This is a genomic window from Pedobacter sp. FW305-3-2-15-E-R2A2 (assembly GCF_038446955.1).
Lineage (GTDB): Bacteria > Bacteroidota > Bacteroidia > Sphingobacteriales > Sphingobacteriaceae > Pedobacter.
The window spans coordinates 3,932,253-3,945,591 of sequence record NZ_CP151803.1 but is presented as its reverse complement, the minus strand read 5'-3'; the positions used below and the strand labels follow the sequence as shown (position 1 = coordinate 3,945,591).

12 protein-coding genes are annotated in these 13,339 nt (G+C 41.7%); 5 read left to right on the top strand and 7 right to left on the bottom strand.

Annotated elements, in window-relative coordinates:
* Window positions 1-206 precede the first annotated feature (206 nt).
* Window positions 207-3,251 carry a SusC/RagA family TonB-linked outer membrane protein gene (locus AAFF35_RS15730; RefSeq protein WP_342327474.1) on the top strand — a complete coding sequence of 1,015 codons (3,045 nt, stop codon included), beginning with the start codon at window positions 207-209 and terminating at the stop codon, window positions 3,249-3,251.
* 10 nt (window positions 3,252-3,261) lie between these two features.
* Entirely contained in the window at window positions 3,262-4,686 is a 1,425-nt protein-coding gene (locus tag AAFF35_RS15725; RefSeq protein ID WP_342327473.1) for a SusD/RagB family nutrient-binding outer membrane lipoprotein, read from the top strand.
* 70 nt (window positions 4,687-4,756) lie between these two features.
* Here the strand turns inward: AAFF35_RS15725 and AAFF35_RS15720 are convergent, their stop codons facing one another.
* From AAFF35_RS15720 to AAFF35_RS15710, 3 genes are read right to left on the bottom strand one after another with little or no spacing between them, the layout of a single operon-like run.
* A complete protein-coding gene (locus AAFF35_RS15720; RefSeq protein ID WP_342327472.1) occupies window positions 4,757-5,419 on the bottom strand; it encodes a YdeI/OmpD-associated family protein in 663 nt (220 codons plus the stop codon).
* 29 nt (window positions 5,420-5,448) lie between these two features.
* Window positions 5,449-5,979: an RNA methyltransferase gene (locus AAFF35_RS15715; RefSeq protein WP_342327471.1), complete on the bottom strand. Its 531-nt coding sequence runs from the start codon at window positions 5,977-5,979 to the stop codon at window positions 5,449-5,451.
* A 37-nt stretch (window positions 5,980-6,016) separates the two neighbouring features.
* Entirely contained in the window at window positions 6,017-7,168 is a 1,152-nt protein-coding gene (locus AAFF35_RS15710) for a galactokinase (RefSeq protein ID WP_342327469.1), read from the bottom strand.
* A gap of 84 nt (window positions 7,169-7,252) precedes the next feature.
* Here AAFF35_RS15710 and AAFF35_RS15705 point away from each other — a divergent pair, with 84 nt between their 5' ends.
* From AAFF35_RS15705 to AAFF35_RS15695, 3 genes are all read left to right on the top strand, one after another.
* Window positions 7,253-8,290 (top strand): aldose epimerase family protein, encoded by a 1,038-nt coding sequence (locus AAFF35_RS15705; protein WP_342327468.1) that lies wholly within the window; start codon window positions 7,253-7,255, stop codon window positions 8,288-8,290.
* Entirely contained in the window at window positions 8,291-8,929 is a 639-nt protein-coding gene (locus AAFF35_RS15700) for a DsbA family oxidoreductase (RefSeq protein ID WP_342327467.1), read from the top strand.
* A 162-nt stretch (window positions 8,930-9,091) separates the two neighbouring features.
* Entirely contained in the window at window positions 9,092-10,426 is a 1,335-nt protein-coding gene (locus AAFF35_RS15695; protein ID WP_342327466.1) for a Gfo/Idh/MocA family oxidoreductase, read from the top strand.
* A gap of 88 nt (window positions 10,427-10,514) precedes the next feature.
* On the opposite strand, the gene AAFF35_RS15690 is transcribed toward AAFF35_RS15695, so the two are convergent.
* From AAFF35_RS15690 to AAFF35_RS15675, 4 genes are read right to left on the bottom strand one after another with little or no spacing between them, the layout of a single operon-like run.
* Window positions 10,515-11,429 (bottom strand): NAD(P)H-binding protein, encoded by a 915-nt coding sequence (locus tag AAFF35_RS15690; protein WP_342327465.1) that lies wholly within the window; start codon window positions 11,427-11,429, stop codon window positions 10,515-10,517.
* Window positions 11,416-11,823: a hypothetical protein gene (locus tag AAFF35_RS15685; RefSeq protein WP_342327464.1), complete on the bottom strand. Its 408-nt coding sequence runs from the start codon at window positions 11,821-11,823 to the stop codon at window positions 11,416-11,418. The genes AAFF35_RS15690 and AAFF35_RS15685 overlap by 14 nt, the downstream gene beginning before the upstream one ends.
* 4 nt (window positions 11,824-11,827) lie before the next feature.
* Window positions 11,828-12,241, bottom strand: coding sequence for a DUF2141 domain-containing protein (locus tag AAFF35_RS15680; RefSeq protein ID WP_342327463.1), 414 nt, complete (start codon window positions 12,239-12,241; stop codon window positions 11,828-11,830).
* Window positions 12,241-13,278, bottom strand: coding sequence for a DUF6268 family outer membrane beta-barrel protein (locus AAFF35_RS15675; protein ID WP_342327462.1), 1,038 nt, complete (start codon window positions 13,276-13,278; stop codon window positions 12,241-12,243). The genes AAFF35_RS15680 and AAFF35_RS15675 overlap by 1 nt, the downstream gene beginning before the upstream one ends.
* Window positions 13,279-13,339 lie beyond the last annotated feature (61 nt).

The window sequence follows — 13,339 nt, the reverse complement described above, 5'->3', positions numbered from 1 at the left end:
AACTCAAAAAAAGATAATGATGCCGTATTTTTTATGATAAATACGTCAATTTTATTCCTAAATGCGCTGTTTTATGGTCTTTGTTTTAACTTAAATCCTTGGTTAATTGGCTATTAGTGGTGTTTTGTAACGGAAATGAGACACTGTTGACATATGAAATTCGTCAAAAGCTTAAATTATAGTTATTAACTAAACCTGGAATAACTATGAAAAGACCGTTACTAATGCTAATGGTGCTGCTGCTGTTTACAATAACAGCATGGGCACAAACACGTACCATTACTGGTACCGTAATCGCGACAAGCGACAAAAATCCCCTGCCTGGGGTGTCTGTAAGGGTGAAAGGGCAGAAAACAGGAACACAAACCGGGGCCAATGGGAAGTACGCCATCGAGGTGAACGGAAGCAACCTGAGTCTGGAGTTCTCTTACCTGGGTTTTACAACTCAAACGAAAGCAATCGGATCAAACAATCAGTTGGATATTTCTTTAAATGATGAAGAAAATAATCTAAATGAAATTGTGGTTACCGCACTTGGTATCAAGAGAGAAAAACGCACATTGACCTATTCTACACAGGAAGTGACCGGGAATTCTTTGGTTGCCGCGAAAGAGAATAACCTGGTCAATGCACTGGCTGGTAAAGTAGCCGGCGTTCAAATCACAAACTCCAGTGGTGCCGCAGGTAGCTCTTCCAAAATTGTAATCAGAGGAAATACTTCCCTGACCGGAGAGAATGGTGCCTTATTCGTTGTGGATGGAGTGCCGATCAATAATACAGAGGCAGGAAATCCGGACGGTGCTTTGAGTGCCGGAGGAACAGCCAACAGGGCAATTGATATCGATCCCAATATCGTAGAAAGTGTGTCTATCCTTAAAGGAGCAGCAGCAAGTGCCTTATATGGTTCAGCTGCAGCAAGAGGGGTGGTCATCATCACGACGAAAACAGGTGCAGGAAAACCATCCATTTCACTTTCTTCCGGTATCACCTTTGACAATGCCATATTCCCTGAATTCCAGGATAAATATGCGCAGGGTACCAACGGCACCTATGTAGATGGTAATAATGGCCAGCTAAGTTCCGGTTCATGGGGACCACTGATTGATGGACTAATGGTAAATGGTGCTCCGGTAACGAAGCATGATCCAAGAAAGGAATTCTTTAAACAAGGTTTTACCACAGACAATACACTTGCGGTAAATGGATCTACGGATAAATCAACGTATCTGGTTTCTTATTCCTACCTGAATACTAAAGGCACGATGCCCGGTACGGATTTTGGCCGTCATTCTTTCTTTACCAAATTTACAAACGCAATTACGAGTAAGGTATCTGTGACCGGCCAGCTGAACTATATCAATACCGCAAATGACCGCTTACCCGAAGGCAATAGTCTGGCCAGTCCATTCTGGACGGTATATGCTGCGCCAATTTCATGGAATCCTTTTCCAACCCTCAACCCTGACGGAAGTCAACGGCTTTACCGCGCAGCTAGGAATAACCCTTACTGGCTGGTAGACAACGTTAAATTTGCCTCAACCGTAAACAGATTTTTGCCGGTATTCACGCTGAATTATAACCCTACACCATGGTTAACGATTACAGAAAGATTGGGTGCTGACATTTTTAACGACGGAACAACCTATCATGAAGCTCCGGGAATCGTTGGTGGTGAATCTGCCGATGGAAAAATGTACAACCGGGAAATCAATTTCAGACAGTATAACCATGACCTGATCGTTGAAGCCAAGAAAAACTTTGGGGATGATTTCTTTGGGAGTATCCTGGTTGGAAATAACATCCTTTCTTCTGAGGAAAGAACGGTATTTGACAAAGGGATCGGACTGGGAGCGAAAGATTTCTACAACATTGCAAATGCATCGACCATTGTTTCCAAAATTACAGACAGGAATTATAGAAAAGTAGGGATTTACGCACAAATGACCGCTGAATACAAACGCATGCTGTCTTTATCCTTAACAGGCCGTTATGATGGAACTTCAGTACTTAGTGCCGACAAAAGATTCTATCCTTATGGATCTGCTTCAGCAGGTTTTATATTTACAGAACCTCTTGGGCTAAGTAACAATTCCATACTTAACTTTGGTAAAATCCGTATTTCCTATTCTTATGTAGGAAATGATAACGTTGCGCCTTATAGCATTGGTACTCCTTATACAAAACCAACAATCGGGAATATTGAGTTCCCTTACGATGGACGTAACGGGTTTTTACTGACCAATACTTACGGTGATCCCAACCTGAAAAATGAGGGCTTAAAAGAGTTTGAAACAGGTCTGGAGTTAAAGATGTTCAAGAACAGATTTAATATTGAGGCGACTTATTTTAACAAGATCAGTAAAGACCTGATCAGCACTACTCCAATTACGCCATCGAGTGGTTTTAATGCAGCTGTAATTAATGCAGCAAGCATGTACAACAAAGGCTTTGAATTGATATTAAGCGGTACACCTGTTAAAACTCAGGACATCACCTGGGTAGTAGGCCTTAACTTCTCCAAAATCAATAATAAGGTGACTGATATTGGTCAGAATCTGGACAATATTCAGTTTGCCGGATTTGTCAGCCCTGGAGTATTTGCTTACAAAGATCAGCCTTATGCGGTTATTTTTGGTTCAAGATACCTGCGTAACGATGCCGGAAAAATGGTGATCGGCGACGATGGCTATCCGATCATAGATGAAAAACTTGGCCCGATTGGCAATACCGTACCGAAATGGAATGCGGGATTAACGACTACTTTTACCTGGAAAGGCCTGAGTCTTTCTGCGGTATTGGATATGAAAAAAGGCGGAGATGTATATAACCTTGATAATTTCTACCTGAACTTCTATGGAGTAACGAAAATAACGGAAGACAGAACAGGTACGAGGGTATTTGACGGGGTCACAGAAGATGGACAGGTAAATACCAAAGTAGTTCCAATAGATCAGGGATATTATCAAAATAATTATTCTCAGGTAGATGAAAATGGGGTAGAAGATGGTACGTATGTGAAATTGAGACAGGTAAGCTTATCTTATAATTTTGCGCCTTCGCTTTTAAAGAGAACACCCTTTAGAGGATTGAGCGTTTCCGCTACAGGAAGAAACTTATGGTTCTATACGCCACATTATACTGGCTCAGATCCGGAAGTAAGTTTATATGGAACCGGAAATGGTGGCGGCTTTACCAACTTTGTTACCCCATCTAACAGAAGCTATAATTTCGCTGTAAAAGTTACTTTCTAAATCGAACAACATGAAAAAGATATATTATACCTTAATCGCATTTATATTACTGGTGTCCGCATCAGGATGTAAAAAATTCCTGGACATCAATAAAGATCCAAACAATCCGGTAGACGTTCAGGAAGCTTTGATTTTAACTCCTTTGGAGATTTATACGACGACCAATATTATTGGTGGGTTTCCGGGCAGCGTATCCGCCTATTGGACACAGCAACTGGCGATCAATCAGCCGGCTCCGGAAATTGATTCTTATAGAATTACGCCAAGTGATGTGAACAATACCTGGAGCTTTGACCTTTATCCTGCAATTTTCTATAATTCCAGAATCATGATCGACAAAGCAGAAAAAGCAGGAAATAATGGCTATGCGGGGATCGGAAAGGTCTTGCTTGCCTATAATTTAGCGGTTTGTACTGACCTTTGGGGAGACATTCCTTATACAGAAGGCTTTGCTGCTTTGGGCAATTTAAAACCTAAATATGACTCACAGGAGAGCATCTATAAATTAATCCAGACTACACTTGATCAGGCGATAGTGATCCTGAATTCTGCGCCTTCTGGCATTCGGGTAGGGAGTGATGATCTGATCTATGGTGGTGATTTCGCGTCCTGGAAAAAGCTGGCTTATACGCTTAAAGCGAGATATCACCTTCGCCTGAGTAAGGCAGCAGGTTATTCGGCAACAACACAGGCGGACTTAGCTTTGGCAGCATTGCAGAATGGATTTTCTGCAAATGAAGACAATGCAAAAGTAACCTACTCCGGAAAAGCAAAAGGAGAAAATCCATGGTATCAGGGAACACTGCCAGGTGCAGGGGGAGTGGTACTTTCTAAAAATTTCGTAGACCTGTTGAAGGCAAATGATGATCCCAGACTCCCTATTTTAGCCGCTCCAGGTTCTGGTGGCGATTATGTAGGCAGACAAAGCGGAACGGTTCCAACTACAGATCCTACGATTTATGCTGCAGTTTCACCTAATGTTGGCGGGTATATCGCGGACGATGAAGAATCAGGAAAATCGGCCCCGGTATACCTTGCTACTTATGCGGAAGCGCTGTTTATCAAAGCTGAGGCTACTTTAAATAAATCTGGTGTGGTAGCTGCACAGCCGGTGCTAAAAGCCGCTATTGAAGCCAATATGGATCTTTTAAAGGTGGCTACGGCTGATAAAAATGCATATACCGCCATTCATTCTATTCCTGATCCTGTAACTCCTTTGAAAACATTGATTACGGAGAAATATGTGGCGAGCTTCTTGTCGCTGGAAGCATATAATGACTGGCGCAGAACTGGTTTCCCTATTTTGAATGTGGTTCCAAATGCATTCAGGCCGTATATTCCTCAGCGTTATCCTTATCCTTCACAGGAAGTGACCTCAAACCCTCAGCCTCAACAAAGCATTCCTACCTCTGAGAAGGTCTGGTGGGCTAAATAATCATAAAGTTTGCTATAAAATAAAAGCGACCGCATCAATTGATGCGGTCGCTTTTATTTTAATGATCAGATCAGGATTTGTCGTTGGGATTTTTCCTTTTGCTCAGCAACATTTCAATGGTTTTCTCAATTCTGCTGAGCCTGGTCTTCTCCTGCTTGGCAGTTAAAATCCAAAGTACATATTCTTTTCTATGAGAATAAGCCAATGATTCAAAATAAGTCAGGGCTAATGGATGTTCTTGCAGGGCGATAAGCAAATCCTCCGGAGGGAGGACCTGTTTGTTGACGACATCAATATATGCTGAAAATTCATTCTGCTCAATGTTTTCATTTCTCACCGCAGAGGCTTTGACCAGATCTATAGGTTTCAGACGCAGACCGGTCCATACTTCCGAAATCGAGACAGAGGCACAAGGTGTCAACTGATAAACCTTCACTTCGTCCCATGGCGCCATCATATGGAGATCGCTGTCCATTCCCGAACTTTTTTTAGGATAAGCAATCCAGAATAAAGTATCGGGCTTAAGTTTTTGGGAGATAAAGGCCAGTTGTTCTTTCAGCTCATAGCTATTCATTACAAATAGCAGCAGCGCATCAAACTCTTTTTCTGTGTTAAAACTGAGCTGTATAGCATCAAAATCCCCCAACAGCTCCGATACATTTTCAGGTGCATTTTCTACAAGAAGCTTAAATCCGGCTTTGACATGTAGTTTTTTCAGTAATTTGTTGTCCATCTGTCCGCTCGTTTAATCTGGCAATGCAATTATAACCTTAGCTTGGCAAAGAAATCCCAAAGGACGATCCCTGCAGAGATCACAATATTGAAGGAATGTTTGGTTCCAAACTGAGGGATTTCAATACATTTATCAATTTGCCCCATCACTTCCTCGCTTACTCCATTGACTTCATTTCCAAAAATCAAGGCATATTTTTTTAGGCTTTCCGGCTGGAAAGTATTTAACATGGTACTTCCCGATGCCTGTTCTATGGCAATGATTTCATATCCCTCTTCACGAAGAGAGGCGATTGCTTCCATAGTGCTTTCAAAATGTGTCCAGGCCACAGACTGGGTTGCGCCTAAAGCCGTTTTTTCTATTTCACGGTGCGGAGGTTGAGCGGTAATGCCACAGAGGTATAATTTCTCAATGGCAAAACCATCTGCCGTTCTGAAAACGGAGCCTATATTGTGCATGCTGCGTACATTGTCAAGCACCACAACAACCGGTAACTTCTCCTGTTCTCTAAACTCTTCTACACCGACACGGTTTAGCTCGTCTGATTTTAATTTTTTCATTAAAGACTTTTGATAATTCTATCCCGCAAAATTAAAATTAAATTGCAGAAGCACCATTACCAATCTCACTGATATATATGGCAGCCGGATAACCGATTCGTTCTACGTAGAAATCAGTCAGTTGTCTGGCGAAATCTTCTTCCTGGCCTTTCTTTAACAACGCAATTGCACATCCTCCGAAGCCGGCACCGGTCATTCTCGCACCGATTACATGCTCGTAATCTGTACAAAATTCAACTACAGCATCCAGTTCCGCACCTGTAACCTCATATAAATCCTTTAAAGATTGATGAGAAGCATACATTAAGCGGCCAAACTCTGCTAAATTCCCTTCGTTTAAAGCTTTGGCAGCAAGGCTTACCCTGTCGTTTTCGCGGATCACATGTGTGGCTCTTTTCAAAACAGTTTCATCAGTAATCAAATGACTGTGCAGTGAAAATTTCTCTGCAGTCAGTTCGCAAAGATTATTCAGCGTAATCTCCTGGTTCAGTTGTGCTAAGGCCGCCTGGCATTCGGCAACTCTTTCATTATATTTAGACTCCGCCAGTTTTCTTGGTTTATTGGTATTGATGATGGCCAAAGAATAATCGCCAAGGTTACAGTCTACAGACTTGTATTTTAAAGTATCGCAGTTCAGAACCAGCGCTTTATGGGCTTCTCCGAATGCAACGGCAAACTGATCCATAATGCCGCAGTTCACACCGATAAATTCATTTTCTACTTTTTGAGCAAGCAAGGGGATCTCAATTTTTTCATAACCAAGATTGAAGTAATCATTTAAAGCATAGGCCATTGCAACCTCTATCGATGCTGAGGAAGACAGGCCGGAACCAATCGGAATATTGCCGTAAAAGAGCAGGTCAAGACCGGTAGGAAGTTCGTGTTTTTTAAGGATTTCATGGAAAACACCCAATGGATAATTGTACCATTCCGAACCCGTTTTTGTATAAGATGGTTGTAGTGCAATTTCTTGTGTTTCAGGGAAGTTAAGGCTGTTGAACCGAATAACCCGGTCATTGTTTGGAGCAATGCTCAACCAAGTGCCTAAAGTAACTGCGCAAGGCATTACCAGCCCGCCATTGTAATCAATATGCTCGCCAATCAGGTTCACGCGTCCAGGGGTAAAATAGTTCGCCTTTGGCTCTTGTCCATATAGCGCTAAGAATTTATCGGTCAATTCCGCTTTCATTGTAATATTTTGATTTAAAGTTTTTGTTTTAAGTAAAGTATTGATAGTATTGTTTTAAATAACAACCGCCCTAATATACAATTTATGGAAACAAAGCTAATCAAGACCGGGAAATTTATTGACGGTAAGGAGATCCTTGGTATTGAGTTAACAAATACACATGGCACCTATGTGAAAATATTCAATTATGGTGCAATCATTAATAAATTTATCGTAGTAAATAAGCGGGGCGAAAAGCAGGATATTGTGCTTGGCTTTGATGATTTTGAAGGGTATGTAAGCGAAGAGTACCTGGCAGACTATCCTTATCTGGGCGCAGTGATCGGCCGCTATGCCAATCGGGTGAAGAATGGAAGATTTACTATTGATGGAACAGTGCATCAATTGACACAAGCCAAAGGTGGCGATTGCCTTCATGGCGGAATCAAGGGCTTTGACAAACAGGTTTGGGATGTCTTATCGACCATTGACCCAAGTGTTACCCTACAATATGTGAGCCCTGACGGAGAAGAGCATTTTCCGGGAAACTTAACCCTGCAGCTCACTTTTAAATTAACAGACGACAATGAGTTGATCCTGGATTTTAAAGGGATTACGGATCAGGCAACAGCAATCAACATCACCCACCATAGCTATTTTAACTTATCACCTGATCTGGACTCTGTTGGAAAACATCATCATAGGATGCCTGCAAGCCATTATCTTGAGCAGGACGATAACTATGCCGTTACAGGTAAGTTAATTCCCGTAGAAGGCACGATACATGACTTTCTTGGCGGAAAGCTGATCTCTCAGGATTGGGATCCGGAAGAGGGTTACGATCAGAGCTATGTTTTGGATAAACCATACGGGGAATTTACACTGGCTTCAGAAACTTCAGAGGAAAAAAGTGGTTTGAAACTCTCAGTTTATACCACAGAACCTGTTGTGCATTTGTACACGGCAAAATATACCGCTGTGAAACATGGCAAAGGTGGCGTTGAATATCATCCTTTTGGTGCTTTCTGTGTGGAAACACAACACCATCCGAACGGCATTAACATTCCTTCTTTCCCGAGTACGATATTAAGACCGGGGGAAACGTATAAACAAACTACAATTTATAAAATAGAACATAGCTAAATGAAAGTTGATATCTGGTCGGATGTAAGGTGTCCGTTTTGTTATATAGGAAAGAGAAAGTTCGAATCTGCACTCGCTGAGTTTGAACATAAAGAGAAGATTGAAGTAGAATGGCACAGCTTTGAACTGGATCAGAATATGGTTACTGTATTGGACAAAAGCTCAGAGGAATACCTTGCTGAACGTTATGGAAAGAGCAGGGAATGGGCGGCAGAAAGTCATAAACATGTAACCGAAGCAGCCGCAGAAGTGGGATTGAACTTTAATCTCGGAAAGTCCATCGTTGCCAATTCCTTTGACGCACACCGCCTGATTCAGCTGGCAAAATCCAAAGGTTTAGGCGATGAAATCGAAGAGGCTTTGTTTAAAGCTTATTTTACAGATGGAAGGAACATTAGTGATCCTGCTTCCCTGGTGGAGATAGGAGTGCAGGCTGGTTTGGAAGCCCCCGAAATTACCGCAGTATTAAATAGTGATCATTTTACAGATGAAGTCAGATATGATGAGAAAACCGCAGAAACCATTGGTGTTCGTGGTGTTCCTTTCTTTGTCTTCAATGAAAAATTGGCTGTGTCTGGTGCACAGCCTTCAGAGACTTTTCTTGGCGCATTAAAGCAGGCCTGGGAAGGTCAGGCCTGATGTTAATACCGGCTATTGTTTATCTGCTATTTAATCAATAATTGCCGGTTGAAGAAGTAATGCTGATCAGATAACGTATTTTTTTAGATGAATACCAGTTGAATGGGGTTTATTTAATGCTGTAAATTTAAAACCAGGGTTAATATAAAAACCATTCATATTATGGATTCTAGAAGACAATTTCTGATAAAGGCATCTTTACTTGCGGGTGGTGGCCTCCTTGCATCGACGATAAATAATTCCGCATTTGCGATTTTCAACCAGAGGATCATGCCTAGCGATCAGCTCAATATAGCTGTTATTGGGGTAAACGGGATGGGTTGGTCTAATGTAAATGCGGCATTAAATATACCTGGCGTCAACTTAATTGCGATTTGTGATGTAGACCGGAATGTCATTGATGGCCGGCTTAATGAACTGAGCAAACGAAATATAGATACCCGTAAAATTATCATTTATAATGATTACCGGCGGTTATTGGAGAATAAGGACATAGATGCTGTCATTATCGGAACACCGGATCATTGGCATGCCTTACAAATGATCCATGCCTGTCAGGCGGGCAAAGATGTATATGTGGAGAAGCCCGTTGGCAATTCTATTGTGGAGTGCAATCGCATGGTCGATGCCCAGGTAAAATACAATAAGGTGGTTCAGGCTGGACAGTGGCAGCGCAGCCAGCAACATTTCAGGAATGCGGTAGATTTTATACAATCCGGACAACTCGGCAATATCAGAACTGTAAAAGTCTGGTGTTACCAGGGATGGATGAAGCCTGGTGCTGTAGTTCCTGACAGTGCTGTACCAGCCGGAGTAGATTATAAACAATGGCTTGGCCCATCGGCTATAGTTCCTTTTAACAGCAGTCGTTTTCATTTTAATTTCCGTTGGTTTTGGGACTATGCAGGAGGTCTCATGACGGATTGGGGAGTCCATCTGATTGATTATGCCTTGTTGGGTATGAAGGCTGACCTTCCAAAGTCCATCGTAGGACTGGGCGGACGTTTTGCTTATCCGGATCTATACGAAGAAACACCTGATACACTGACCACCTTGTATGAGTTCGATAAATTTAATCTGGTATGGGATTCAGCCATGGGGATAGACAATGGATCTTATAACCGGGATCATGGGATCGCTTACATCGGAAACAACGGGACATTAATTCTGAATCGTGGTGGATGGGAAGTGATCGAAGAAAAGAAAAGTACAAACAAGGTGTTGAAACCTTTTGAAAAGGCCAGCGATAATGGCTTACAGAAGCACATGGAGAATTTTGTTGCGGTTATCAAAAGCCGTAAAATGGAAGATCTTAACTGTAGCATACAGGCCGGTGCTCATGTGGCTTCAGTTGCACAGATGGGTAACATATCTTATCGCAGTGGTCAGAAACTCATATGGGATGCCAATGCAGGTCAGTTTAGCGATAAGAAGGTTAATAAATTATATCTGGAAAAAGAGTATCACAATGGATACGTATTGCCGAAACTCAGCTAATGTATATACTGAAAAAAGGAAAGGAGCTGATTATTAGATATTCAGCTCCTTTTTTTACATCTGATTCACCCGTTGTTCAGGGGAGGATTTATAACAAGAGTTTCCAGAGTGGTTTTCTTTTAAAATGGTGTCGGCATTCCTGTAAGTATTCCTCCATGATACGTGGCTTTCTTAAAATTAAGTCTGTAATCGTATCAGATTCCGGTTCCGGAACTTTGATGGCCAGATCATCAAGTTCCACTATGTGGTTGGCTAACCATTCAGGTAATTTTGCTTTCCTGGTTAACTGATTAAATAAGGCTTCCGGTGTGATGTCTACATAGTCGATTTTACTACCCGTTATGCGGGATAGTTTTGCGGCCATTTCTATATTAGTAATCGCTTGTGGACCAGCAAGAACAATGGATTTTTCCTTTAATGGGGTGGTCGATAATAAATTGTTCACGGCTACGGTGGCTACATCACGACAATCCACATAATTTCTTGCTGCATTTCCTAAAGCTCCGAAAATCTTGCCGAAATATTGGATGGTGAATACATTTCGTTCCCAATTTTGCATAAAGGAATGAGGTCTCAGGCAGCAAAAATCCCCGATGTTTTGGGAAAGGTAATCGTCTATTTTACCATGCCATTGGCTGACCTCCACTTTTGCCGGCAATTGAACGATTGGTGCAGACAGCTTAACGATCCGTTTTATACCGCTTTGTTTGGCGGCATCAATGATGTTCATTTCATGCGCCACCTGATCCGGAGAAGTTGCCGTTAAAAGAAACAAGGCATCTGCGCCCAGACAAGCTTGTTTCAATTGCCCGCTTGAGTTTAGATCGGCGCTTACATAGGTGATGTTTGATGGAAGGCCGTTTTTCAATACCGGATAGGGCCGTTCCGGGTTTCGAAGAACTCCTCTCGCAAGACAATCAATGCCATTTAGCTGGCGCATGACCTCTTTCCCAACAGTGCCCGTGCATCCAAAGACAACGATTGTAGGCTTAATTTCTTTCATTTCTATAAATCTTTATCGGTTGACGGATCGTTAATATGGTGGCACCTAAAAATGCGGAAAAAGTAATGTTAAAGTATTCTGATTGAAGTTGGAGTGTCCAGGTGATCAGTACGCCCAGGCTCATCATGAGCAATATAATAACCAGGGATCTAAGCAATTTTTGCGCTACTAAAATCTGTTTCAGCTCCAATTGCCAAAGGATCAGAAAGCTTAAGAGTGTCGACAATAAGGAAGATATACCTATCGTCGTATAGCTAGCCTGAATCAGGTCGCTTTTCTGAAGAATAATTCCGGAGATACCAGACATTAGCGCAGGAAATACATAAGAGGGGACAATTGCAAAGAGCAGGGAGCGCAGGGTAAAATTCCCGCCCGGGTAATTTCTATGATTCATCGGTCTAAAAGAGTTTTATGGCTTGAGTAACCGGATCATTGTTCAGCGTTATCGAGCAGTCATTGAACCTCGGCTTTGCCGAAGGTTTGAAGTTGTTGCCATAACCAACAGGTTCCTGAGGGATGCCGAACCAATCCTGTTTTAGTTTTTTATTGTCATCTAAATCCTGAAAAATGGTGACCGCATAAGTTCCTTTTTTCGGTAAATCAAGGGTAAACGTCAAGGTCGAAGCATTCGCCTTAAGCGTTTTGCTGAGGAAGACTTTTTTCAAAAAATCTTCTTTTTTATCGTAAACATTTAACACCACAGTTCCTTTACCTGGTTCAATATTACTGACGTTGATGTTCATTTTTACTTGTTGTGCCTTTGCAAATGCGGATGCAAAAATGGCAAGCATGATCAGAATGGTTGTTTTCATTATTTCTTATGGTTTATTAGTTTTCTGCCAATACGATAGCTTAATGCTGCTTTTCCGTAAGCCATGTTAGAGATGGAGAAGTCATTCACTGTTTTTTGTTTGGCATCGAACACTTCATAACGGTTCAAAAGCCCCATTCCTCCCTGTACCTGAAGCCAGATGCCACCAACCAGTCGCTGGTGCAGATGAAGGCCGCCATGGATGGTAGAAAACTGTGCGTAATCGACTTCCTTTCCATTATAACCTTTATAGTTTTTCAGGTTAAACCGGGTCCAGTCTATTGAACCGGCAAGACCTATCTGGGTATTTTCAGTCAGGCTATAGAGTACATTTAACCTCGGCCAATAGAATTGCGCCAGCCATTTACGGTTCGTACTTTTGTAATCAATTGATATTCCAGGGGTGATTAAGGTTTCTCCGAAGGAATACATGGCATGCACGCCAAGTCCAATTTCAAGGTTTGATTCTGCACCAAATGTTTTGGATACCCCTAATATTCCATCCAGAATCAGGTCGTCAAAAGAAACTTTCTTTTTAAAATCGGCAGCCAGGGTTGGCATAGCTATTCCAAGAATAGACCATTTACTTGAAATCGGATGTCTGATAATAATGACCGATTTTATTTCATGAATTCGGTCAATGCGATTTAAATCGGCAACCGTTTCATTGTCGTATTTAAAATCCATCATTCTATAGTTAAGGTTGCTGAAAACACTGGTTTTGCCGATGTTGAAAGTAGGAACAGGTAACCAGGCATCGTAAGTATTCAATTGGAACTTGTTCCCTTTCAGTGAACTTTCTGATGGTAAATCTTTGAAATCACTCTTGGCATGAACGGTGACCGCGATACCGCCAATGTCCTGAATAATCTGACTGTGACCTTTATTGGAAAATAGGAAAGCGGAGAGGAGGATAAATAGAAAAGATAAATTTTTTCTATTTATACGATAATACAGGAATACCTTCAGGTATCCATAGGTACGCTGGGAGGGGAGCGCTTTTTTTTTGAAATTTCTAATGGGAATTGATGTTTTCATTTTCTTTGAATTTGATGATACAAAGATGGACTGAAAACAAAGGCTGCTTTAAAACAAAACC